This window comes from Pseudomonas sp. EMN2 (assembly GCF_009650555.1).
Lineage (GTDB): Bacteria > Pseudomonadota > Gammaproteobacteria > Pseudomonadales > Pseudomonadaceae > Aquipseudomonas > Aquipseudomonas sichuanensis.
The window spans coordinates 1-23896 of record NZ_VZZR01000047.1; the positions used below are offsets into that span (position 1 = coordinate 1).

Here is a 23896-nt window from a genome sequence, read left to right on the forward strand (position 1 = left end):
ACAGGCCGACCGCCAGCAGCAGGGCCAGCACCAGCAGCAGGATCAGCTTGAGTTTGCCTTTAGTGGCGGGGTCTTTCACTGCGTCGCTCTTCGCCATGCCAATAATCCGTCGTCCATCGCGGTTTCAAAGAAGGATGACGTGGCTTGAGCAAGTGTTATGCCAGATTTGTCGGGAGCATGCCGCACGCCCCTTGTAGGAGCGGCCTGTTCGCGACACAAGGCCGCTCCTACAGGGGGCGTGCAAAGCATCAGGCGTAGTAGTCGACCGCGCTGTCGCCCACCACTACCTGCTGCTCCACCGGCTGGCCGGCATCGGCCAGTTCACCACCCTCGCCCGCGGCAGCGGCACGACGGGCCGCCACGCCGGACAGGTTCGAAGCGTCCTGCTGGGCCTGCTGTTGCTGCTGGCCACGGGACTGGTCGGCAACACTCACGTCAGGCTGGGCCAAGCCCTGCTGGGTGAACAGCTCACGCAGGCGATGGACCTGGCTGTCGAGGGCCTCGCGCACGCCGGCATGGCCACTGACGAAGTGGATCTGCGTGGGCTGGTCCGCCGCCACATTGACCCGGATGTCGAGGCGGCCAAGTTCGGCAGGCTCAAGCTGGATATCCGCCGACTTGAGGTTCTGGCTGGACAGGTACATGACGCGGTTCACCAGGCCCTCGGTCCAGGCACCCTGGTTCATCGCCAGCGGCTGTTGCAGCGGGCTGGGGGTTACCGGCACGGCATTGGCGGTCTTGGGGGTAGCGGCCTGGGTGAGGTTGGCCAGGCGATCGGCAAAGTCATCCACGCGCGTGTCGCTGCTGGCGCCCTTGAGGTCCTTGAGGCCGCTATCCAGCAGCCCGGCGAATGCCTTGTCGCCCTGCTCGGCATGCCCGGGCTCGGGCTCCGCCTTGCCGACCATATTCGCCAAGGTATTGACGGCAATCGGGTCAGGCTCGGCAGGTTGCTGACTCGTGTCGGCGCGTGCAGTGCTGGCATGGGCCGAGGTCGTTCCCTGGGCCTTGGCGCTCTGCTCAAGGGCCAGACGCAGGGTCGGCATGTCGGCGAGCGGGTCGGCATCAGGGTCGAACTCGGCCACCGGTGCCGATACCTTTGCCTCTGCCACGGGCGGCGCAGGCTGCAGCGTTGGTTGCTGGGCTGCCTGCAACACCGGCGCGACCACCTCGGCCTGGGCCTGGATCAATTGGGCACCCGGCTGGGCATCGGTGACCTGGCCTGCGACCAGGCTGGCATCAATGATCGTCGTATCAGCGGTATCGGTGGTTTCAGCTGTGGCGCTGCCATCCGGGAGGGTCGCTGGCAAGTTATTGCCGTCATCGGCAACGTCTTTCGAGGCGGCAGACTCCTTCTTGCCGCCGGCCACCGCCGCCGGCTTATTGCTGGCGGTTGCTTGCGCAGGGCCTTGGCTGGCCTTGTCGTCACGGGCGGGAACGCTGTCGCGGCCCTGCCTGGACATCACCTGATCGAAGCCGGCACCCCGGCCATCCGCCGCCTTCGGCGATTTGTCCGCCACACTGGCGGTCGGGCGCGAGGCGCTGCTCGCAAGGCCAGTTTGCAACAATGGATTGGGTGCGACAGGCATAGAAAAGGTCTCCGCGCCGAAACTCAAAAAAATCGAATGGGCAAAGACAGGCAAAACTCGCGCCAGAACACCCTCAGTCAGTTGAAATGCGTTGGCTTTCACTGCGATAGAACAGCTCGACGGCCTGATACTCCTGGTCAATACGGTTGATCAGGTCTTCTATGCCATACAACGGAACCTGCCGTGCGCGCTCCTCCAGTTGCTGGCAAAGCCGCGCCAACTCGACAGCCCCCATGTTGCTGCTGCTGCCCTTGAAGCTGTGCGCCGCCAAGCCCAGCTCGGCGGCATCCCTGGCCTTGTGCAACTGGCTCAGGCGCCGCTCGGAGTCTTCCAGGAAGGTTTCCAGCAATTGCAGGTAGCCACCCTCCATGACCTCACGCAGGTCATGCAGCACCTTGTGATCGATATGCATGTCCACCACTTGCTCACTCCCTGATCAAGCCTTGTCACATCCAAGCCCGGAGAACCCCGGGCTCACCAATCGAACTCCACTCGCGCCAATCGCCCGCCTTCCAGCCAGCGGGCGCGGTGCCCCAGACGGGTCACCAGGCTCAGGCCACGGCCACTCAAGCCCTGCTCGTGCGGTTGACGGGCAAGCACTTTGGCCACATCGAACCCTGCACCGCTGTCGCGGACCTCGATCATCAGACGGCCGCCTTCACTGCGCGGTTCCACCCGCAGGCTGATACCGACGAAACCCTGCAACTGTTCGGCCAGGCGTTGACTGCGCTGGCGATAGTACTCGGCAAAGCCCTGCGAGTCGCACTTGAGCCGCGAGTCGAGCCCCAGCACACCGTGTTCCAGGGCGTTGGAGTACAACTCGCTGAGCACGCTGTGCAACTTGCCGCTGCTCGGCCTCAGGCCGTGGATTTCCAGCAAGAGTTGCACCAGGTAAGGCACCGGGTTGAAGCGCCTGAGGCTTTCACCGCGCAACTCGAAGTTCAACGACCACTCCAGCGGGCTCGAGCGCCCGCTATCGGAATAGACCATGGCCTGCGGCACCACCTGCTCTGGCGCCAGCATGCGAATGTCGCACAGGCTGATGTCATCCCGCGACTGCCCGCCGAAGGCCTGCAACGCGCCCATGACCTCATCGAGCAAGTGCGCCGGCTGCCGATTGGCTGCCAGCACCTCACGCAGCCGCTGCACGCCGAACAAGCCCTCCTGCCCGTCACCACTGTCGACCACGCCATCGGACAGCAACAGCAAGCGTTCGCCAACGGCAAGGGGCATCACCTGCGTGGTGTCATCGAATTTCGAGGGGCAAAGGATACCCAGCGGCAGATGCTGCGAAGGCAGCACCGCCAGCACCTCGCCCTCGGCGGACAGCTGGTAGCCATCGGGCATGCCGCCATTCCACACTTCCACGGTACCGCGCTGAAAGCTCAGGTTGAGCAGCAGCGCACAACAGAACATGTCCACCGGCAGGATGCGCTTGAGCTTGGCGTTCATTTCACGCAGCGTCTCGACCAGCCCGTAGCCCTTGGCGGTCATGCCGTAGAACACCTCCGCCAGGGGCATGGCGCCGACCGCCGCCGGCAGGCCATGGCCGGTGAAGTCGCCCAGCAGCACATGCATGTCCCCGGCCGGGGTGAACGCCGCCAGCAGCAGATCGCCATTGAACAGCGCGTAGGGTGACTGCAGGTAACGAATGTTCGATGCGTTGAGGCAACCGGAATGGGCGACCTTGTCGAACACAGCCTTGGCCACTCGCTGTTCGTTGAGCAGGTAATGGTGATGCCGGACAATTTCGTCACGCTGCGCCAGGACCGTGGCCTGCAGGCGCCGCAAGCGGTCCATGGCACGTATCTTGGCGGCGAGAATCACCGCACTGTAGGGTTTGGCCATGAAGTCGTCGCCACCGGCTTCCAGGCAGCGCACCAGCGCCTGCTCTTCGTTGAGCGAGGTCAGGAAGATGATCGGCACCAACGCCTCGCCGGCCAGTGCCTTGATCTGGCGCGCGGCCTCGAAGCCATCCATCACCGGCATCAAGGCATCGAGCAATACCAGTTGCGGCCGGCGCTCGGCAAACAGCGCCACTGCCTGCTCGCCGTTTTCGGCGGTAAATACCTCATGGCCCTGGCGCCGCACGATCTGCGCCAGCAACATACGATCTGCGGCACCGTCCTCGGCGACCAGTACGGTCAACGCCTGTTCGGCAGGCATGGCCGCGCTCAACCGATATCGAACAGCTTGTCGAAGTTGGAGATGGCCAGGATCTTGCGCACATCCGGGCTGGCATGGACCACGCGGATGTCCGAGTCGTCCCCGCCCACGTGGTCACGCAGCAACAGCAGCATGCCCAACGCCGAACTGTCCAGATAAGTGGCATCCTTCAAGTCGACGACCACCGTCTCCGGCCGCAGGCGCTGACGCTCGTAAGCATCCCTGAATTCCTGATGCTTACCGAAATCGAAGCGACCCTTGACCTTGATCGTCAGCTTTTTCCCTTCCTGTGAAAAATCGGTTTCGACTGCCATGCGAGCGATTCCTTCGATGATGGCGAATGCGGCTCCTGAAGGTTTAGCAGCCACAGGCCCATGCTGCAAACCGCAATGAGCGGGATGCGCAAAGCCCCGCAATGGGCTTGGAGACCGCCGCTAAAGCGGCCCGTGCCGCGGCAAGCGCTGCGACAGCTCGTCGAGCAGCCGCTGTTCACGCTTGTCTTCCGCCCGACGGGCCTCGTCGATATAGCGCTGCACCAGCTTGCGCAGCCCTTCGACCCGCGCATAGGCCTGCTGCCAGATGTTGCGGGCGTTGTTGAGGTTGTTCTGGTGCCAGTTCAGGCTCTGGCGCTGCTGGGTCATGGCGGTTTCCAGCTGGCCGAGAAAGCGCTGGTAATTGAGCAGCCAGTTGCCGTCGACACCCTGCCCGCCCCGGGTTATCCACTGCGCCTGATAACCCTCGCGAAATTGCGCCAGCTCGTCGAGCCTGGCCTGCGCCTGCACCACCTGCTGCTGGAAATGCCCCAGGCGCTGGGCAGCCTTGCGCTCGGCCTCCTCGGCCATATCCACGACGGGCGCCAGGCGCGCTGCTCGACCAGGCTGGGCCATGGCCTATCAGCCTGCCGGCGGCACGAAGATCGCGCCCAGCTGTTCGCGGCTCTGCGCCATGCCGACGTTCTCCTGCAGGCCCTGGCGCAGGAAGTCCACCAGTTTGGGCTGCAGCGCGATGGCCAGATCCGTCTCCGGATCGCCACCGGCGACATAGGCGCCCACGCTGATCAGGTCACGGCTCTGCGACAGGCGCGACCAAAGCTGCTTGAATTTCTGCGCCTGGCGCAGGTGATCGGCGTCGACCACCTGGGGCATGACACGGCTGATCGAAGCTTCGATGTCGATGGCCGGATAGTGACCTTCCTCGGCCAGGCGCCGGGACAGCACGAAGTGGCCGTCGAGCACACCGCGCGCCGAGTCGGCGATCGGGTCCTGCTGGTCGTCACCCTCGGAGAGCACGGTGTAGAACGCGGTGATCGAACCACCGCCCGCCTCGCCATTACCGGCCCGCTCCACCAGCTTGGGCAGCTTGGCGAACACCGAAGGCGGATAACCACGGGTGGCTGGCGGCTCGCCGATGGCCAGGGCGATCTCGCGCTGCGCCTGGGCAAAACGGGTCAGCGAGTCCATCAGCAGCAGGACGTTCTTGCCCTTGTCGCGGAAGTACTCGGCGATGCGCGTGCAGTACATCGCCGCGCGCAGACGCATCAAGGGCGCATCGTCCGCCGGCGAGGCCACTACTACGGAACGCTTGAGTCCCTCTTCACCGAGGATGTGCTCGATGAACTCCTTCACCTCACGGCCCCGCTCACCAATCAGCCCGACCACGATGATCTCGGCCTCGGTGAAACGGGTCATCATCCCCAGCAGTACCGACTTACCCACACCGGTACCGGCGAACAGCCCCAGACGCTGGCCGCGGCCGACGGTGAGCAGGCCATTGATACTGCGAATGCCGACATCCAGCGGCCGGCTGATCGGGTCGCGATTGAGCGGGTTGATGACCGGACCGTCCATCGGCACCCAGTCTTCGGCCTTCATGCCGCCTTTGCCGTCCAGCGCCCGCCCGGCGCCGTCGAGCACCCGCCCGAGCATGCTCATGCCCATGGGCAGGCGGCCGCCGTCGTCCAGCGGCACCACGCGCGCGCCGGGGGCGAGGCCGACAATGCTGCCTACCGGCATCAGGAACACCTTGCTACCGGCAAAACCCATGACTTCAGCCTCGACCCGTACCGGGTGATAGCTGTCGTCGTTGATCACCAGGCAGCGGCTGCCGACGGCCGCGCGCAAGCCTTCCGCCTCGAGCGTCAGGCCAACCATGCGCAGCAGGCGGCCTTCCACCACCGGCTGGTCGGGCAAGCGCACCGCATCGTTGTAACCCGCCAGGCGCTTGCCGAAGCTGGTGCGGTCAAGGCGCATCGGTGCCACCCGTCGACACATCCAGCTCGACCGCGATGTCCGGCGCCGCCGGGTGCAGGAACTGGTCATGGGACTGGTCGAACAATTGCGCCACGGCCTTCTCGATACGCGTTTCCATGGTCGCATCGATGCGACTGTGCGCCGTTTCGATCCGGCAGCCTCCGGGCAGCAGGGCCTCGTCTTCCAGCAGCTTCCAGTTTTCTTCGTGGCGTTCGCGCAGGGCCTTGGCCAGTTCGAAGTCCTGGGGATTGAGGTGGATACGGATGTTGTCTGCCCCCATCGGCAACAGCTTGAGGGCTTCACGCAGGACATGGGTAACCTGGCTGGAATCACTGCGCAATTCACGGCCGATGACCTGGCGGGTAATGTTCGCAACCAGTTGCACCAGGCCTTTTTCGATCTGAGTGTCTTGCTCGGCGATCGGGTCGAGCAGGTGCAGCATGACCTGCTCCAGGCTGGCCAGCTTGGCGGCCAGGGCCACTTCGGCCTCCTGTCGAACCTTCAGCTGGGTGCTGTGGAAGCCTTCGCGCTCGCCGGTGGCGAAGCCTTCGTTGTAGGCCTCCTGGCGGATGGCCTCGAGCTCTTCGAGGGTGAGCGGCTGGACTTCCTCCAGCGGCACTTCCTCGACCTCTTCCTCGATGACTTCCGGCTCGGGTTCAGGCTCGGGTTCGGGCTCCGGATCGAAGCTGGGCAGCGCCCAGACGTCGACGCCCTCGAGGTCGCGGGCGCGGATCAGTTCGCTGGGGTGTTCGGTGGTGGACATGCTGTGAGCTTCTCGAAAACCTTGACAGGTCCCTGTGGGAGCGGGCTTGGCCCGCGATTGTGCCCGCCCTGGCAACCTCAATCGCCGGCTCGGACGCCTCGCGGGGCAAGCCCGCTCCCACAGGAGCGGCGGCTTAGATCATTTCCTCGGCGCCCTTGCCGCCAAGCACGATCTCGCCGGCCTCGGCCATGCGTCGGGCGATGGTGAGGATTTCCTTCTGCGCGGTCTCCACGTCGCTGACCCGCACCGGCCCTTTGGCCTCCAGGTCGTCGCGCAGCAGTTCCGAGGCGCGCTTGGACATGTTCTTGAACACCTTGTCCTTGACCCGCTCGTCGGCGCCCTTGAGCGATACCACCAGTACATCCGAGGACACCTCGCGCAGCAGCGCCTGGATACCCCGGTCGTCGACATCGGCCAGGTTGTTGAAGACGAACATCAGGTCTTCGATCTGCTCCGACAGGTCGCTGTCGATCTCGCGGATCGCATCCATCAGCGCACCTTCCACCGAACTGTCGAGGAAGTTCATGATGTCGGCAGCACGCTTGATGCCGCCCAAGGTGGTGCGGGCAGCGTTGGAGTTGCCGGAGAACTGCTTCTCGAGAATCTGATTGAGCTCTTTGAGCGCCGCAGGCTGTACGGTATTGAGCGACGACACGCGCAGGACGATGTCGAGGCGCACCTTGTGGTCGAAGTTGCTCAGCACCTCGCCGGCCTGGTCAGGGTCGAGGTAGGCAACCACGATGGCCTGGATCTGCGGGTGCTCGAAACGGATGACGTCGGCCACGGCACGCGGCTCCATCCACTTGAGGCTGTCCAGACCGCTGGTGTTGCCACCGAGCAGAATGCGGTCGATCAGGCCGTTGGCCTTGTCCTCACCCAGTGCCTGATTGAGCATCTTGCGAATGTAGCCGTCGGAACCCACGCCCAGGCTGGTCTGGTCGCCGACGATCTCGACGAACTCGCTCATCACCTGCTCGACCTGCTCGCGGTGCACATTGCCCATTTGCGCCATGGCCACACCGACCCGCTGCACTTCCTTCGGCCCCATGTGGCGCAGGACCTGTGCGGCGTCGGTCTCGCCGAGCGACAGCAGGAGGATGGCCGCCTTGTCGACGCGGCTCAGCTTGGCGGTAACGGCTCGGTTGTCACTCATCGGCGTTGATCCACTCTTTCACGACCTGGGCCACGCGGCCCGGGTCTTCGGCCACCAGGCCCTTGATTGCGTTGAGCTGTGCCTCGTAACCCTCGCTCGGGCTCGGCAACAGAATGCTTGTCGGGCCACCCAGGCTGACGCGGTCGTTGGCCAGTTCGCCATCCAGACCGATCATGCCGCCCAGCTCCATGTCGCTGTCTGTGGCAGCCTGCTTGCCGCCACCGGTAATGTTGTTGAGCACCGGACGCAGCACGCCGAACACCAGGACCAGGATGAACACCACGCCCAGCACCTGCTTGACGATGTCCCAGAACCACGGCTGCGAGTAGAACGGAATGTCGACCAGTTGCTCGCCACGGTCGGCGGCGAACGGTACGTTGATGACGGTGACGCTGTCGCCACGGCTGGCATCGAAGCCCACCGCGTCCTGCACCAGGCGGGTGAAGCGCGCCAGGTCCTCGGCACCCCAGGGCGTGCGAGTAGTCTCGCCGGTGGCGGCGTCGACCTTGGCCTGGTCATCCACTACGACTGCCACCGACAGGCGGGACAGCCGACCCTGCTGCTGACGGGTGTGGCTGATGGAGCGGTCCAGTTCGAAATTCTTGGTCGACTGCTGACGCTTGTCGGACGGGTACGGCGCCAGCATCGGCTGGCCGGTGGCCGGGTCCATGATCTGCTGGCCGTTGGCATCCACCAGCGGCTGCCCGGGCTGGATGGCGCCGGCGGGGGTTGCAGCAGCCGTGGCATTCTCAGGCGCACTGGCGCCTGCCGGCGGCTGGTTGCTCAGCGCACCTGGCACGCCTTGCGGGCCCTGGCTGCTGGCGCGCTGTTCGTTGACCGACTGCTCGCTGCGCAACGCCGGTTGATCGGGGTTGAACTGCTCGGAGGTGGACTCGACGGCGCTGAAGTCGACGTCGGCCGACACTTCGGCCTTGTAGCGGTCGTTGCCCAGAACCGGCAGCAGGATGTTATGCACGCGCTGGGTGAGCATGCCTTCCATGCGGCGGCTGTAGTCGAACTGCTTGCCGGCCATGGTCAGCGCGGTGTCCTGCAACTGGTCGGAGAGCAGGTTGCCCTTCTGGTCGACCACGGTCACCTGGGACTTGTCCAGTTCCGGAACGCTGGTGGCCACCAGGTTGACGATGGCCATGACCTGGCCGGCCTCCAGGGCGCGCCCTGGATACAGCTCGACCAGCACCGAGGCGCTTGGCTTGCGCTCGTCACGCACGAACACCGAGCTTTTCGGGATGGCCAGGTGCACGCGGGCAGCCTTGACGTTGTTGAGGCTGGACACGGTGCGCGCCAGTTCACCTTCAAGACCACGACGGTAGCGGGTGGCCTCCATGAACTGGCTGGTACCCAGGCCCTGATCCTTGTCGAGCAGTTCGAAGCCGACGTTGCCGTCGCTTGGCGCTACGCCGGCGGCGGCCAGCTTCAGGCGCGCACGGGAGAGATCGTCGGCCTTGACCAACAGCGCGCCGGAGTTCGGCTCAACGGTGTAGGGGATATCGGCAGAGGCCAGGGTATCCATGACCTGCTTGGTGTCCATGCCCGCCAGGCTGCCGTACAGCGGCCGGTAGTCCGGCTGCTGCGACCAGAGCACCACGGCGAAGCCGATGGCCACGCTGGCGGCCAGGCCGACCAGCAGGCCAACCTGACGCAGCATGGGCATCTGCGAGATGTTTTCCAGGAACGACAGGCCGAACAGCGGCGGCTTGGCTGCTGGCGGGCCGCTTTTTGCGGGGGCGTTATCGACGACTGCTTCGGCCATGAATCAACTCTCGCCTTAAACCGGCATCTGCATGATGTCCTGGTACGCTTGCACCAGCTTGTTACGCACTTGGGTCAGTGCCTGGAACGACACGGAGGCCTTCTGCGAAGCGATCATCACATCTGTCAGGTCGACGCCGCTCTTGCCGATTTCGAAAGCGTTGGACAGTTGAGTGGAGGCCTGCTGCGTCTCGCTCACCTTGCCAATGGCCTGGCCGAGCATGTCGGCAAAACTGCTTTGCCCAGGCGCCAGCTCAGGGGCGGCAGCCGCTTTGGGCATGGACATGGCATCGGCCTGCATGGCACGCATATCCAGCATCAGACGATTGAATTCAACACCTTGGGTCATGGACTTCTCTCTCCGGCGGCCGCATTTTTTTGACACTCATGCAGCGAATGGGCTGAAACTAGCAAGAGCAGTGCCAGACAGCCCGCAAACCTTTCAAATCAACGCCTCAGCCGAACAGGCTGGCCTCGACATCGAACCCTGCGTCACGCATCTGCGCCAGCTTGTAGCGCAGCGTACGCGGGCTGATGCCCAGGCGTTCGGCAGCTTCCTTGCGACGCCCGCGCTCGGCGCGCAAGGTGTCGATGATCATCTGGAATTCGTGACGCCGCATGTCGCCCTCCAATCCACCCGCCTCGGCGCCTGTTTCCAGGCATGATGGCACAATAGTGGCCTCGCTCGAAGGCGACAACGGAATGGCGCCGGCCAGACAGAAATCCGCCGCCTCGATCACACCACCCTGCTGCAGAATCAGCGCGCGCTGTATGGCGTTGTCCAGCTCACGCACGTTGCCCGGCCAGGCATAGGCCTGCAGGCAAGCCTGCGCCTGGGCAGACAAGCGCACCTGGGCATGGCACATCTTGCGGGCATGGCGCGCCAGCAGGCGCTCGGCCAGCGGCACGATATCGGCCGGGCGCTCGCGCAGGGCCTGCCAGGCCATGGGGAATACCGACAGGCGATAGTAAAGATCTTCGCGGAAGCGCCCCGCCGCCACCTCACCCGCCAGATCACGGTTGGTCGTGGCGAGAATGCGGATATCCAAGGCGATGGGCTTACGCCCGCCGACGCGTTCGACCTCGCGCTCCTGCAACACGCGCAACAGCTTGGCCTGCAACCCCAGCGGCATTTCCGACACTTCATCCAGCAGCAAGGTGCCGCCTTCGGCCTGCTCGAACTTGCCGGCCTGAGCCGCGATGGCGCCGGTGAAGGCCCCCTTTTCATGGCCGAACAGCGTGGCCTCGAGCATGTTGTCGGGGATTGCCGCGCAGTTGATCGCCACGAACGGCGCTTCTGCCCGCGGCGACTGCCGGTGGATGTAGCGCGCCAGCACTTCTTTGCCAGTGCCGGACTCGCCCGAGATCAGCACGGTCGAGTCGCTGCGCGCAACCCGCGCCGCCAATTCCAGCAACTGTCGGCTGGCCGGCTCGCAGGCCACTGGCCCCGCGTCGTCGCCTGCGCCGAGTTGGCCGGCGGCATGCCGCTCGACCAGGCTGAGCAACGCCTTGGGCTCGAACGGCTTGACCAGGTAGTCCACCGCTCCCTGGCGCATCGCGTCAACCGCGCGCTCGACCGCCGCATGGGCAGTCATCAGCAGCACCGGCAGTTGCGGGTGATTGCGACCCAATTGCGCCAGCAACTGATGGCCATCCATACCCGGCATGTTCACATCACTGACCACCAGGCTGAAGGGCTCCCGGGCCACGGCGTGCAGCGCCTCTTCCGCCGAGCCGACGGCGTGATGGGCGAAGCCGCCGATCTCGAGCGTGTCCGCCAGCGCCTGGCGCAGGGTGCGGTCGTCTTCGACCAGCAGCACTTTGATCTCCATCACGCACCCTCCCCCGCAGCAGCAACGATCAGCGGCAACTCCACGCGAACACGGGTGCCACGTCCAGGCCTGGAGCGCAGGTGCAAACTGCCCTGGTGCGCCCGCACCACCGCCTGGACCACTGCCAGGCCAAGCCCGGTACCGGTCGACTTGGTGGTCAGGAAGGGTTCACCCAGCCGCGCCAGCAGCTCTGCCGGGATGCCACAGCCAGCATCGCTGACACTCAGGTGCAGGCTCTGCCCGCGGCGATACAGGTGCACCTTGAGCCGCGCCGGCTCGGCACTGGCCTGCAAGGCATTTTCGATCAGGTTGAGCAAGGCACCGACCAAGGTGTCACGGTTGCACAGCAACTCACCCAGGTGGGTGTCGCACTGCCAACGCACCGCATGGCCCTGAACATGGACCTGGGCCGCCTGCTGCAGCGCCTGGAACAACGCCTTGGGCGTCAACCGGTCAACCAGGGGCAGCTCTCCACGGGCGAACACCAGCATGTCGCGGACCTGATGCTCCAGTTCATGCAGGCGTTCCTTGAGGCTGCCGGCAAAACGCTGACGGGTTTCCACCGACAGGTCTTTTTCACTATCGGCCAGGTGACTGGCATAGAGCATGGCCGCAGACAGCGGCGTGCGGATCTGGTGCGCGAGCGAGGCGACCATGCGCCCCAGGGAGGACAGCCGCTCATGGCGCGCCAGCTGGTCTTGCAGGCGACGGGTTTCAGTCAGGTCATTGAGCAGCACCAACTGGCCGGGTTCGGCATCCAGCGAGCGAGTGGCGATCGAGAGGCGGCGGCCATCGCGCAGCGAAACTTCATGGCCGTCGTCCTTGCGCGGGGCAAAGCTGCGGGCGATCACCTGGCGCCACAACTGGCCGATCAATGGCTCGCCGAGCAGCTCGCAGGCGGCCGGGTTGGCGTCGCGCACCAGGCCCTGGTCGTCGATCACGATCACCCCACCGGGCAACAGGTCCAGCAAGTTCTGCAGACGGTTGGCCAGGCGTTCCTTTTCGCTGAGTTCGTCGATGCGCTGGGCGCTGACCACTGCCAGCTCGCCCTTGAGTTCGCTGACCCGGGCTTCGAGCATGCTGTAGGACTGGCTCAGCTGACTGGACACCTGATTGAACAGGGCAAAGGCTTGCTCGATACCCTGGCGGCTGTCCTGCTCGACCGGGGTCCGCCCCTGCTGATCGGGGGCTCGAGTTACTTGGGCGGCCTGGGGCATCGTGCTCTCTCGCGTGGCTAACCGTCATAAAAACGGTATGTTGCCAGCGGTGAAGCAATAGCCGTGCCGGAGATGGGGATTTGCGGAGACTGCACCGGCCTCTTCGCGGGTAAACCCGCTCCCACCTGACCGCGCAGAACGCAAGACCTGCACTCTGCTTGTGGGAGCGGGTTCACCCGCGAAGAGGCCGCAACAGGCGTACCGCAAGGCCCTCGCCGGAAAGCGCGAGGGCCTCAAGCGCGGCTCAGTCCGGCAGCCAGGCCTTGTGCCAGTTACTCAGGTTGTCGCCTTCGAGCATCCAGCCACCCAGCACTGCATTGCGCAGTGCATCGCCCGCCTTCGCCGTGGCATCCAGATCGCTGATGTGCATGCGAATGGCCTCCACCCAGGAACGGAAGCGGTTCTTTACCAAGGTCACCGGCAAGTCGTTGTAGCCCTGGTAGCAACGCAGGTCGCTGGCGATCACCGGGAAACCGCAGGCGCCATACTCCAGCAGGCGCAGGTTGCTCTTGCACTCGTTGAACAGGTTCTGTTCCACGGGCGCCAGGGCCAGGTCCAGATTCATTCTGGCCAGTGTCTTCGGGTAATTCTCAAGCGAAACACTCTCGTGGAACTCATGGATATAGGGCCGCAGCTTATCCGGGCACATGCCGAAGAACACCCACTCCACCTCGTTGGCCAATTCCTTGACTACGTCGGCGATGACTTCCAGGTCGCCGGAGTGGCTCGCCCCACCCGCCCAGCCAACACGCGGTTTGCGCGACTGCCGACGCTGGGCTTCGAGGCCTTTCCAGAAGCGGCCATCCAATGTGTTGTGCACCACCCTGATGTCGCCATGCAGACCAGCGAAGGCCTCGGCCAGCGGCTGCGTAGAGACGACGAAGCGGTCCACATAAGCCAGGCCGCGGCGCAGGGCGCGCAAAATATCCTTGGGCATGTCCGCCCTGTGCACACTCTTGAGCGGCAGGTTAGGCAAATAGTCGTCCAGCTCGAAGACCTTGAACGCCCGTGAAAACGCGTGCATCCGACGCATGTGCTCAATCTGCTGGTCGCCGATCTGGCGCTGCAGCACGATGCTGTCCGGCTGGTAACGCTCAAGTTCAGCCGGCGTCAGGTGAGCCCAGGACAGCTGCCCCTCGGCCAGCCCCTCGCGCTTGAGCGCATCGAGCGGCTGGATAACCCGGTAATTGCCACACCCTCCATCATCCGCCGCGTGGGCCAGGATCGTCGGAAGCGGCTTCCAGGACGACAACGGTCGCCAGCTCAGCTCGGCGCACTCCAGGCCGAAGCCATTGGCGCAAGACAGCGAGAAGTTCGGGTTATAGAACGGATCTCGCGCCAGTGCAGGCAACCAGCGGGCATACAAGGCATCTTCTTGCTCGATGCTGGCCGGCGTTGCGGCATCCTCGCTGAGCAGCATCTGCACACGCGGCGTCCAGACATTCAGGTAGCCGGCACGATGCAGACGCAGGCACAGATCAACATCCGCCCAACGCTGCAGCTCAGGCGTCTCGTCGAAACCGCCCAGCTCGTGGAACAGCCCTTTGTTTATCAGCAGACACTTGCCGCTGACCGCGACGTAGTTCTGGTCGATCTGCAGGCGTTGCATATAACCGGGGGCATCCATCGACTGGCCGGCAAAGGCTTCGCCAACCGGCCCGTTCAGACCGAGCACGAAACCGGCGTGGCTGATGGTAGCCTCCCCGCCCACCAGCTTGGCCCCCACTACGCCGACTTCTTGGCGCATGCCGTGGTTGAGCATCTGCTGCAACCAATCGTTATCAAGCACGGCAGCGCCTTCGTCCAGCCACAGCAGGAAGTCACCACGGGCCTGCGCGGCGGCCTGGTTGCGCATGCGCACCGGTGCCATGCCGGCAGGGAAACGCATGCAACGAATGCTATCGACACCGAGCTGGGCAACGCCATCAAGCCAGCTGCTCACCGCAGGGCCGGCATCATTCGACGCCAGTAGGAGCACCTCGTAATTTCGATGGGTGCTCTTCTCCAGAATGGTTTCCATGCAACGCTGCGCCCGCTCCGCGCTGTTGCCCTGGAGCAGGATCAGGATGCTGATCGATACGTCGCCGGAAGCGCCGTAGACGAGTTCATAACGCCCGGGCAAACGAGACTCGACGCGAGCCTGGGCAAAACCGCGCGCATGCAAATGACGCTGGATGACCTCGCGCTCATCCGGGCAGTCGCGCAGCGACGGGGCATTGCTGATCAACAACGGCTCGCTGATATGCCCCAGCCCCTCGAAACCGCCCGCCTCGATCAGGCGCAGGATGTAATCCAGTTCGATAGCCTGGCCCGCCTCCTGGCGGAACCCACCCATTTCCAGCCACACCTGGCGGTTGAACAGCCAGTGGCGCGACATGCTCGCCGGGAAACTGAGCAGCAGATCAAGGTTGAGATCAGGACGCAGCGCAGCGCCGATTGCCGCTCCATCGGCACGCAAAGCTTCATCACCGTAAACTGCCCGACAGCCTGGCGCTGCCAACAGATCAAGCGCGGCAATCAGCAAGCCGCTCGCAGTGAACTCACTGCCCGCCTCAACCAGCATGAACCAGTCGAACTCACCTGCCTGAACCACCTGGTTGAGCTGATCGCTCAGGCTGGCCTCAGTCAGATGCAGGCAATGCAGGTTGTTCTGCAGCGCAGGCGCGGGCGCCTCCCCTGCTGTCAATGCGATGATTTTCAGCGTGGCATAGAGGCAATTTTCGCGACTCAAGCTTTGCACTGAGGCATTCAATGCATCCAGGTGGCCATCAGCGTCCAGGACGATAATCCCGATCACCGGACCGCCCTGATGCGCTTGCAGACGCTGTTCGATCAGACGACTCTGCGCGGCATCCGGAACGCGTGCACCCAGCCAGTCCTGGAGTGTCGCCGCCTTGGGCTTTTCACCCAGATGCTCCAGCATTTGCTGGCGCCCGCGCTTGACTTCTTCGCTACCATAGTCGCTATGGCGCGCATACAACTCGCGGTAAAGCGCCGGGTAATCTTTGAGTGCCTGTTCCGAACGCCGTGCAGGTGCACTGACATCCCGGCGCATGCGGACTTCCACTGTCTCGCAATGAATATGATGGAATGCGCTTCGAGCGCTCAAGCGCATGAGGAAATCCCAATCCTCCAAGCCGGCCAGCGACTCGTCGAAGTCGCCCACCGCAAGGGCAAGCGCACGAGGGCAGGCAAAGGTGTTGACCGGAATATAGTTGTTAACCAGCAAGCGCTCCCTGGAGTACGCCTCGTGGGGATAGCGCTGCTCACGCGCCACTTCGCTGCGCTTGCCCGCCGTTATCGTTTCCTCAACGAGCACCGCATCCGTATACACAACGGTGTCGGGGTGGTCAGCCAGCGCGGTAGCCAATGCTTCGAGATGGTTGGGCAGATACAAGTCGTCATCGTCCAGATAGACGACGTAGCGGCCACGGGCTAATCGCAAGGCGGTATTGCGGGCAGCGGCTGGACCGCGATTTCGGCCTTGGCGAATATAGGTGACAGGAAAATCGCACTCGGCCAGCAGTGATTCGACCGGATCGCCGTTGTCATTGACCAGGATGACTTCGAAGTCCTTGAAGGACTGCCGGCCAATGCTGTTCAGCGCATCCCTGAGCAATTCTGGACGGTTATACGTGGTGACGATGATGGAGAACATCGCTCGCTCAGCGTCTTCAGCCAGGGCTTGCAGGCGCCCACACAATTGCCGTACCCGTTTGCCCAACGCAGTATCCTGCTCGTGCGGATAAAGCGTCAGCCTGCGCTTGAGATGCGCAGCAACCTCACGCTCATAGCCTTTCAGGCGACCCTCATTGCCACGTTCGAGTACGCCCTCGAGAATACAGGTATGCCCTTCCAGCGGCGCCGAAGAGACATAGAACTCATGGGAGTGCTGCGCCGCATGAACGCGATAGCTCACACCCGGCACGGTGGTGAAAACAAAGTCAGGGAACAGCTCCCCAAGCTGAACCATGAGCTGCCAGTCACCAGACCCGCGAATTCTGACATCACGACGCCACGCCTTGAAAAAGGCGTCCCTGCGAATGATGGCCGCAGAGGGGGTGATATAGCTGTCGTAAATCAGCAGGTCCGCAACCTCATTACGCCCGCCCGTGTAATCTTCACTGCGGTGACCGGGGTGGCTTGGCCCTTCTACAGGATCACCCTGCTCATCAACCCAACAGATCGGGCTGTAACCCAGGGCATGATCGGCATTGCTTTCCAGAGCAGGCAGCAGGCGCATGACATGACCGGGATTCATATAATCGTCGGCCATGAATAAAACTATGTATTTGCCTTTGGCGACCCAAAAGCCATTCTGGGAACTGTTGCCGGCCCCGAAGTTTCGTCGGTTGCGCATATAGCGCACCCGCGTATCAGACGAAAACTCGGCCATGACCGATTGCGTGTTGTCCGTCGAAGCATTGTCCACAACCAGGACTTCAATGCCCTCGACACCCTGATCCAATACGGACCGTACCGCCTGCCCCAAATACCGACCATAGTTATAGGCCGGGATAACGACGCTCAACAACGGCGCAACACCACGAACCTCAGAGGCGTCCAGCGCAATGCCCGACGTCAGCGCATTGATCCAGAAATCGACGGTATAAGGGTAAATACGCTCATCCGGCCGAGCACTGCCCTGCATGAGAAACGAGCGCAGGCGACTTGCCAGTGCCTCGTATTCCGCCCATGCCATGCCATCAAGGAAGGCGAACAAGTCTGCTCTATTGCTAAATACACTGCCGTCTACATAGCAATCACGCGGAAACCACGCTGGCAGCGAAGTGGCTGCGGTATGCACAGGCACGGTGCCCGACAACAGGCAAGACTGCCACTGCGGGGACAACCAATCAGCTAATTCGGGCTCATGATCGCACAGCGCGAAGTGTGCTCGCTGCAACTCGATATCGTCGCGCCCAAGCACACTGGCCTTGCCTTTGAAAGCCGGGCGCGGGGCCAATTCAGCAAGCGGCAGCTCCAGCGGCTGATTGAGTCGCACCAGATGCTGGCCTGTGAAAGCCTCTTGGGCAGGTAAAAATACCCTGTCGAACTGCTCGAGCAACTGCGAGCCATCGACGGAGCTCTCCAGCCGCATCAGATAGCTGCGCGTGCCAGAGGATAAAGTCAGCACCTGGGTGCTTGAATAAGCCTGCTCAATCAGAAGCACACTGTCGTAGTGACCGGCGACGTCTGATACAGCGATTCGCTCGAAGACGAGGCCGTTGGCGTTACCGTAGGCCTGCAACGGGCCAAGAGGAATCAGGGTCTGCAGCTTCTGCCATTGCTCATCGCCGATGAGAAATGCCTTGTGCTCCTGCCCCAGCTGAACCCCGGCGATACCCACTCGCCAAGGCGCACCCTGGCAACTACCGCCTGCAATTGAGGCCCAATCCATCACGCATCCCCTCTGTCACGGCCTCGCTCACACGCAGCCTCGTTGAAATTCAAATGCCATAACCCATGGATTTCGCCCAGACAGCCATGCTGTCGATCGACTGATCCAGGGTGGTCCAGACATCCAGCCCCGCCTCGCGGGCCTGGCTGATATCCGGTACATAAAACGAAGGGGCCGCACCTTCGGTACGCCCCATGATCCGCACCTGTTTGCCTGGCGCCACTCGCGAGACAACGCGATGCGCCAGATCGGCAATGCTGATCGCCTGATCGGAGCCCACGTTGTAGGCTTCACCGGCTTTGCCGTTCACCAGCAACGCCAGCAGCCAGGCGGCCAGGTCTGCACCGTGCAGATAGCTACGCACTGCAGTGCCGCAAGAGCGGATCTCGACCTGATCCGCACACAGGGCATCACGAACAAAGTTGCCAATGGCAAAATGGCCATCGAGCGGCAGACCTGGCCCGGAAAAGGCAAAGCAACGCGCCATGATTACGTCAATGCCGTGGGTCTGTGCATAAATCGCGCCCAAGGTTTCCTGGGCCCGCTTACCTTCGGCATAGGCACTCCCTGCGCTGTTGCTGGCACAAGCGCCAGCGAAGCCCTCGGCGATCCCGGCAGCATGATCTGCCCCAGCCCGCAAAGCCCCATACTGTGCGCCCGAGCCCGTCAGGAGCACGCGTGCCCGGGTGCGCACCGCCAAGTCGAGTACCCGGCGCGCGCCAGCGACGATGGTGTCGAAGATTTCCAACGGCTTGCCATGGGCCGCCGAGGACGTATCGGTTGCCGCATGAATGATCAGGTTCACTGGCTGCCCAGGAACGGCCTGCAGATCACGCACATCACCACCGACCCAATGCAGCCAGGCGCAATCACGGTAACAGGGCTGTGCCTCCAGAAATCGCGATGGGTTGCGTGACAGAACAGTGACCGTCACCCCTGCGCCTTGCTGGTTCAGTTGTTGAAACAAGGCCAACAACCACAAGCCAAAGAAACCTGTACCGCCGGTGACCAGCACATGCTGCCCAGCCAGCGCGTTGTGCAAGCCCAGGGTGGAAGGAATGGCCTGCAACGCGCGGCTGATAATGGGTGAATGCAAGGAAAAACTAGGCATTGGCGTCAGGAACTCATGGGTATTTGGAACGAGGAATGGAAATGCCGCCGCAGCCCACTGCCCTAATAAAAATACAAGGTGATGTCTTCTAGAATGTCCGCGTATAAACGAATGCCCACTTTGTAGTCGCCGCGGATGGACTGCACTTCATCCATCAAGTACCAATAATCGTCGGAACGATGATAGGCACAGACAGCCAACACAGGCTTGTCGCGCTTGATGATCGTACGTGCGCCCCGCAAGGCAGAGGCTTCCATGCCCTCGATGTCGAGCTTGAACAAGCCAACCTTACCCGGCACCACGGCATCCAGAGGCACGCCCTGAATGAAAGAGGTGATGTTTGCGGGCACATCGCTGCTCAACTCGCCGGCAATGTCATACGTCAACTCCGGCTGATAGACAGCTCGACTGGGCACTGCGTCCAGCCCCATATTGAACAGCCATACATCAGGGCGATCGGCGACACTCTTGAGCGCTTCGTAGTACGCCGGTAATTCGGGCTCGAACAGCCAGGCCTGCTCGACTGGCCCAAAATGCTTCTCCAGGCGATGCAGGGTATCGCCAGCTGCTGCACCGGCGTCCACAAAGCGCGCTGCTTGTTCGGGCCGTACGAATGCCTTGTCGAAATACTCTTCATCCCAAGGCGACTTGGCCTGCTCTGCAGAGGCGATAGACAGGCGAATTCGCATGCCGATCAACGCATCGAACACCTTACGTGACGGTTCATCATCCAGACACAAGAAAGCAGAGATGAAGCGCCAAGGGTCACGCAACGGCGCTTCGACAAAACTTGAAAACTGCTCGCAACCCAAGCCCGGCCCCGGGCCATCAAGTGCGTACAGAAACTCGTGCATGTTGACCAGACGAATCCCCGGCACCTGACTCAATTGCCTGGAGATGGCGTTGCCATGCCTGCCACTGGCAACAACGACGACAGCATTTTCAAGCGAAAGACTGGAAGGATGAGAGATCGAAAGCCCTTCCAATGAACTACCGTCCTTGGCGCGGTCATTGTCGAGAAACCCTTTGACCTCAACACCCCGCAATTGCGCGTGACGCGCCACGCGCAAACCGACCTTGAAGGCGCCAAAGATATAGAACCCTTCATTCAGGCAGTCGCGGGCCTGGCGCTTGAACTCCGCCAAATCGGCCAGGCCAGTCTGCGAGTCCAGCAAGCGCTTGATATTGGGGTAGTCATCAAGGCGTGATAAAGCCTCCAGCCTTGAGGGGTGCCTGACCACGATGCGGTCTTGAGCATCACGCAGAAGCGCTTCCGACCAGCAAACCGGCACACGCTGGCCTGACGCAAGTGCAAAGGAATAGAGGCAATCTTTCTGCATCTGCGAAAAATCGGCACCGAGCGAGGACAAGCCAGCATTCATCTTATTACCTGCCTAACAGATCAGAATGACCGGGGACTGCCATCCTGCAACAAAAATCAAACCAAGCACCCAAAACAACGCGCTCGCCCTAGTCAATCAATAACGACGTTGAACAGTGCATCTGCGCGGTGCGGGTACAACGCCACCAAGCGTGGCCTTATCCGCTCCAGCCTCTCGGAGATCCATTGATTCAAGATCGGGTTTGGATCAAGCAGTAGCTTTTCCTTTGCCATCGTGGTGCTGCTGTTAATCTCGACATAGTGCCGGGCAATATCCAGCACCTGCGCATCATCAAGATAATTCAACATCACCGAAACATCTGCCGGCGGCACATCGAGGCGATCGAGCGCATACTCAATGGCCAATATATCGTTGATACTTTGCAAATAGGTACGCAGCCTGACGTTACCCGGCTCGACAAGGTAGTACTGAAGCCGTCCATAGGTAGTCACAAACCGGCGCTTGCAAAAGTCGTAGACGCGAAGAAAGTGTTTCATCTGCGCAAAATTATCTCGAACGCTACCCAGGCGATCGGTCAACACACCGCCGCCATAATAAAACATATCGGAAAAAATCGAGGCCACCTTGGGCGAGGTGTCACCAGGCACCACGGAAATATCAAACGCACGATCATGAACTGTCAGCGAATTCAGGTGATGAGGATAGTCTCGAGAAAAAACCGCCTCAGGCATCTCCACAAAGCGCGACGAACACAGCTCACTGTCAGCCAGCAGCAAATTCACCTGCCCGGCAAGATGCGCCGCCCCCAGCAGAGGGCTCTTGTTATTGATCACATCGTACTGATCTGGACTTATTACTTTCTGCGGCTGGTAAAATGCCAGCAAATCATAATCAGACGAAGCATTCCCCATACCAAGGGGAATGGAGCCCATCAGCGAGTAGCACAGGATGCGCACTGGACAGTGCCGCTCCATTCGCTCAATGACATCGTCCACCTGCTCCTGCAAGTCAGGCTTCGCACACACATCAATCAGTTGCGCACGCATTATCGAGCCACCCACTCATCCAGTACAAAGTCACACGCCGCCGGCACATGGCCCGCCCGGGCGAAGCGATCGGAAATGCGATACAAATCCCTGACAGCTCGGTCAAACTCGCTTGCTTGATAAGTGTGGTGAACTGAACAACCCAGCACGGCAAACGCTTGTGCCAATGGCTCAAGATCCGCGCTTTCTACCCGCAGTCGAACGCCGCCAAGGCTAACCCTGCCGGTCTCGCTGAAATTCTTCAGCACGAGGGCACGGCATGACTTCAGCAACGTCTCATAAAAAGCACTTTCTGCCCGGTAAGGGACTCTCAGAAAGTACGAATGCATCACGGGATAAGGCAGTTCGGTGATGCTGGATCGCAGCATGCAATCGATCAGTGCCTTCAACGCGGGCCGATTGAGGTAGGCCTCATAGTCCGCATTGGATAGTTTGAGCGGAACCAGTGAGCGCTTGCGATGGATCAGGAACGCTGCACGGTGCTTGCCGCTGTCCATGTTGAAGTGACTTTCATCACTGTTCCAATCCGCCTTGACCGCATGATTCAAGAAGAACAAGGGATCGACGGATTCGGTTTGCCGCATGCGCTCATACACCTGCCTGCGGCTTCTGAGCACGTTTTCCACCCACGCGTCTGTTTGCGCGATACCGAATTGATCGGCCGCGTTGCGACAGTAGAGGTCCATGTAATGGTTCGGGGTTGCGTCAGCCTCGCCATCGAACCACTTGAACAGCTCCAGGTAGGGGAACAGGGTAAACACCGGGCTGTCCTTGAACAGCCCATTGCCGTTTCGGCGTGCACAGACCAACCAGGCGGGTATCCACGCCAGCACCTCAGCGTCTTCGGCACTGATCAGCGCATCATCCTTGTACTCCGGACGAAACAGCCCATGCAAAGCGGGAACTTCGACGGGCAAGGCCAGCTGCTCGTCGATGATAGCGTTGTGAACACTTGCCATCTGCGTCCGCTCTTCAGCGGATCGCCACGCCATGTTGGACCCGTTTACAGGGCAAAAGACAACCCGCTCGAACCCCTCTGCCGCCAGACTCAGTGCAATGCTTTCGTGTTCAAAAATGTTGTTTACACAGACGATGACGAGTGCCGTTTTATCTGCATCGGCGACACAGCTGACCGGCAGCCCCTCGTGATGGGTTATCTCGGCAGCACGCTTGTCGATAAAGCCAACAACGTTAAGGCGCCCCTTCAGATAGCGCGAAACCATCGTTCCACGATGGGCAGCACCGTACAGGATTATCGGCGTATCAGCAGTCAACAGCATGGCGGGCACACCCCCTCGAGCAGGCGCAGGAACTCGGCGTCTGGCTCACGCTCGAGTACCGGGAATGACATGAAAGCAGGATGCTTGACGACTGCCGGGAGCGACTGCAACTGCCTGCAATGATCCATCAGCGCCTGCGCCTGGCGCTCTCTGAAATAAGCGTCCCATTCCGCGCGCTTCATTTTCAGCGGGATACCATCGAAGCCCTGACGCTCCAGATAGAAGGCGCGGTGAGAGCCATCGAGGATATTGAAGCGATGCAAGACACCATCAAACACCGCGACGGACGCCGCCTCGCGATAATAGTGGCCCATATCAAAGAAGGTTTTCGCGCGATAGAAATCCAATTGTTCTTGGGTAAACAATTCATCACAAGGCAGTAGCGCCTTGACCGCCGGATCATCCAGCCGGACATTGGTCGCCTTGTCGATAACGTCCTGTTCCTGGCCTTGCCATTTAAAGTAATCAGCGTAATCGTGCTCGATGCCTTCGTAGGATCGCCTTACGGTGTAGACATCATCTTTGTGCACGATGGCCGTCACATAATCTGAAAACGCGCCCAACAGGTAGTCGCCGGCACGTACGGTGTACAGTTCGTCGACACTGCAGAACGGCACTGCATAATCACCCGAATAAAATGCGTTCCACGCCTGCGTCATGGCCGCCGCCCTTTCCCCGCGAAGAAACACGGGCAGGTGCAAGACCCTCTTGTAGCCAACGCCGTGCAAGGCACGTGCAATGGCCGGGTGGGCAAGGCCATTGCCTATCGCCACGAACACCAGCGCATTGCCATTGCTTTGAATGCACTGCTCCACCGTCATCACCGGGACCGGCGCATTCGTTACGCCCTGCGGATTGCGATCGATGATGGCGCGAACATTCACGCCGCCTTGCAGCAAGCGCCGGCAAAAACCAACACCTATCTGACCGCCACCGTAGATGACGACGGGCTCGTCTATCGTCGAAGGTTTATTCATTG

General features: G+C 61.8%; 18 protein-coding genes and 1 pseudogene. All 19 read right to left on the minus strand.

What is annotated here, in order from left to right; genetic code table 11:
* Positions 1 to 97 (minus strand): annotated as a pseudogene (locus tag F6X61_RS14965) (flagellar basal body-associated protein FliL); the annotation flags it as partial.
* A gap of 151 nt (positions 98 to 248) precedes the next feature.
* Positions 249 to 1586, minus strand: a complete 1338-nt coding sequence (locus tag F6X61_RS14970) for a flagellar hook-length control protein FliK (protein ID WP_153787272.1) — start codon at positions 1584 to 1586, stop codon at positions 249 to 251.
* Positions 1587 to 1659: 73 nt separating this feature from the next.
* Positions 1660 to 2007 (minus strand): Hpt domain-containing protein, encoded by a 348-nt coding sequence (locus F6X61_RS14975; protein WP_153787273.1) that lies wholly within the window; start codon positions 2005 to 2007, stop codon positions 1660 to 1662.
* A gap of 53 nt (positions 2008 to 2060) precedes the next feature.
* Entirely contained in the window at positions 2061 to 3752 is a 1692-nt protein-coding gene (locus F6X61_RS14980; RefSeq protein ID WP_153787274.1) for a fused response regulator/phosphatase, read from the minus strand.
* Between the two features lie 8 nt (positions 3753 to 3760).
* Positions 3761 to 4066, minus strand: coding sequence for an STAS domain-containing protein (locus F6X61_RS14985; RefSeq protein WP_110991854.1), 306 nt, complete (start codon positions 4064 to 4066; stop codon positions 3761 to 3763).
* Between the two features lie 120 nt (positions 4067 to 4186).
* Positions 4187 to 4639: a flagellar export protein FliJ gene (fliJ, locus tag F6X61_RS14990; protein ID WP_110991855.1), complete on the minus strand. Its 453-nt coding sequence runs from the start codon at positions 4637 to 4639 to the stop codon at positions 4187 to 4189.
* Between the two features lie 6 nt (positions 4640 to 4645).
* Positions 4646 to 6001, minus strand: coding sequence for a flagellar protein export ATPase FliI (gene fliI / locus F6X61_RS14995; RefSeq protein WP_153787275.1), 1356 nt, complete (start codon positions 5999 to 6001; stop codon positions 4646 to 4648).
* Entirely contained in the window at positions 5991 to 6764 is a 774-nt protein-coding gene (gene fliH / locus F6X61_RS15000) for a flagellar assembly protein FliH (protein ID WP_153787276.1), read from the minus strand. The genes fliI and fliH overlap by 11 nt, the downstream gene beginning before the upstream one ends.
* 133 nt (positions 6765 to 6897) lie before the next feature.
* Entirely contained in the window at positions 6898 to 7917 is a 1020-nt protein-coding gene (gene fliG, locus F6X61_RS15005) for a flagellar motor switch protein FliG (protein WP_110991858.1), read from the minus strand.
* A complete protein-coding gene (fliF, locus tag F6X61_RS15010) occupies positions 7910 to 9688 on the minus strand; it encodes a flagellar basal-body MS-ring/collar protein FliF (RefSeq protein WP_153787277.1) in 1779 nt (592 codons plus the stop codon). Before fliF ends, fliG begins: the two co-directional genes overlap by 8 nt.
* A 15-nt stretch (positions 9689 to 9703) precedes the next feature.
* Positions 9704 to 10036: a flagellar hook-basal body complex protein FliE gene (gene fliE / locus F6X61_RS15015; protein WP_110991860.1), complete on the minus strand. Its 333-nt coding sequence runs from the start codon at positions 10034 to 10036 to the stop codon at positions 9704 to 9706.
* A 106-nt stretch (positions 10037 to 10142) separates the two neighbouring features.
* Positions 10143 to 11519: a sigma-54 dependent transcriptional regulator gene (locus F6X61_RS15020; RefSeq protein WP_153787321.1), complete on the minus strand. Its 1377-nt coding sequence runs from the start codon at positions 11517 to 11519 to the stop codon at positions 10143 to 10145.
* A complete protein-coding gene (locus F6X61_RS15025; protein ID WP_153787278.1) occupies positions 11519 to 12736 on the minus strand; it encodes a PAS domain-containing sensor histidine kinase in 1218 nt (405 codons plus the stop codon). The genes F6X61_RS15020 and F6X61_RS15025 overlap by 1 nt, the downstream gene beginning before the upstream one ends.
* Positions 12737 to 12980: 244 nt before the next feature.
* A complete protein-coding gene (locus tag F6X61_RS15030) occupies positions 12981 to 18137 on the minus strand; it encodes a glycosyltransferase (protein ID WP_256671368.1) in 5157 nt (1718 codons plus the stop codon).
* 49 nt (positions 18138 to 18186) lie between these two features.
* Complete coding sequence (locus F6X61_RS15035; protein WP_153787279.1) at positions 18187 to 19248, minus strand: NAD(P)-dependent oxidoreductase; 1062 nt, start codon at positions 19246 to 19248, stop codon at positions 18187 to 18189.
* A 62-nt stretch (positions 19249 to 19310) separates the two neighbouring features.
* Positions 19311 to 20630: an FkbM family methyltransferase gene (locus tag F6X61_RS15040; protein ID WP_153787280.1), complete on the minus strand. Its 1320-nt coding sequence runs from the start codon at positions 20628 to 20630 to the stop codon at positions 19311 to 19313.
* A 92-nt stretch (positions 20631 to 20722) separates the two neighbouring features.
* A complete protein-coding gene (locus F6X61_RS15045) occupies positions 20723 to 21637 on the minus strand; it encodes a hypothetical protein (protein ID WP_153787281.1) in 915 nt (304 codons plus the stop codon).
* The gene (locus F6X61_RS15050; protein WP_153787282.1) at positions 21637 to 22917 is read right to left on the minus strand and encodes a hypothetical protein; all 1281 of its coding nucleotides are present in this window, start codon (positions 22915 to 22917) and stop codon (positions 21637 to 21639) included. Before F6X61_RS15050 ends, F6X61_RS15045 begins: the two co-directional genes overlap by 1 nt.
* Positions 22908 to 23894, minus strand: coding sequence for a hypothetical protein (locus F6X61_RS15055; RefSeq protein WP_178125824.1), 987 nt, complete (start codon positions 23892 to 23894; stop codon positions 22908 to 22910). Before F6X61_RS15055 ends, F6X61_RS15050 begins: the two co-directional genes overlap by 10 nt.
* Between the last annotated feature and the right edge of the window lie 2 nt (positions 23895 to 23896).

Coding starts and splice junctions, on each gene's coding strand:
- fliJ (WP_110991855.1), bottom strand. CDS start 4,639: ATGGCCCAGCCTGGTCGAGCAGCGCGCCTGGCGCCCGTCGTGGATATG.
- fliF (WP_153787277.1), bottom strand. CDS start 9,688: ATGGCCGAAGCAGTCGTCGATAACGCCCCCGCAAAAAGCGGCCCGCCA.
- F6X61_RS15030 (WP_256671368.1), bottom strand. CDS start 18,137: ATGGATTGGGCCTCAATTGCAGGCGGTAGTTGCCAGGGTGCGCCTTGG.
- F6X61_RS14970 (WP_153787272.1), bottom strand. CDS start 1,586: ATGCCTGTCGCACCCAATCCATTGTTGCAAACTGGCCTTGCGAGCAGC.
- F6X61_RS15040 (WP_153787280.1), bottom strand. CDS start 20,630: ATGAATGCTGGCTTGTCCTCGCTCGGTGCCGATTTTTCGCAGATGCAG.
- F6X61_RS15055 (WP_178125824.1), bottom strand. CDS start 23,894: ATGAATAAACCTTCGACGATAGACGAGCCCGTCGTCATCTACGGTGGC.
- fliE (WP_110991860.1), bottom strand. CDS start 10,036: ATGACCCAAGGTGTTGAATTCAATCGTCTGATGCTGGATATGCGTGCC.
- F6X61_RS15035 (WP_153787279.1), bottom strand. CDS start 19,248: ATGCCTAGTTTTTCCTTGCATTCACCCATTATCAGCCGCGCGTTGCAG.
- F6X61_RS15045 (WP_153787281.1), bottom strand. CDS start 21,637: ATGCGTGCGCAACTGATTGATGTGTGTGCGAAGCCTGACTTGCAGGAG.
- fliI (WP_153787275.1), bottom strand. CDS start 6,001: ATGCGCCTTGACCGCACCAGCTTCGGCAAGCGCCTGGCGGGTTACAAC.
- F6X61_RS14985 (WP_110991854.1), bottom strand. CDS start 4,066: ATGGCAGTCGAAACCGATTTTTCACAGGAAGGGAAAAAGCTGACGATC.
- F6X61_RS15050 (WP_153787282.1), bottom strand. CDS start 22,917: ATGCTGTTGACTGCTGATACGCCGATAATCCTGTACGGTGCTGCCCAT.
- fliH (WP_153787276.1), bottom strand. CDS start 6,764: ATGTCCACCACCGAACACCCCAGCGAACTGATCCGCGCCCGCGACCTC.
- F6X61_RS14980 (WP_153787274.1), bottom strand. CDS start 3,752: ATGCCTGCCGAACAGGCGTTGACCGTACTGGTCGCCGAGGACGGTGCC.
- F6X61_RS15025 (WP_153787278.1), bottom strand. CDS start 12,736: ATGCCCCAGGCCGCCCAAGTAACTCGAGCCCCCGATCAGCAGGGGCGG.
- fliG (WP_110991858.1), bottom strand. CDS start 7,917: ATGAGTGACAACCGAGCCGTTACCGCCAAGCTGAGCCGCGTCGACAAG.
- F6X61_RS15020 (WP_153787321.1), bottom strand. CDS start 11,519: ATGGAGATCAAAGTGCTGCTGGTCGAAGACGACCGCACCCTGCGCCAG.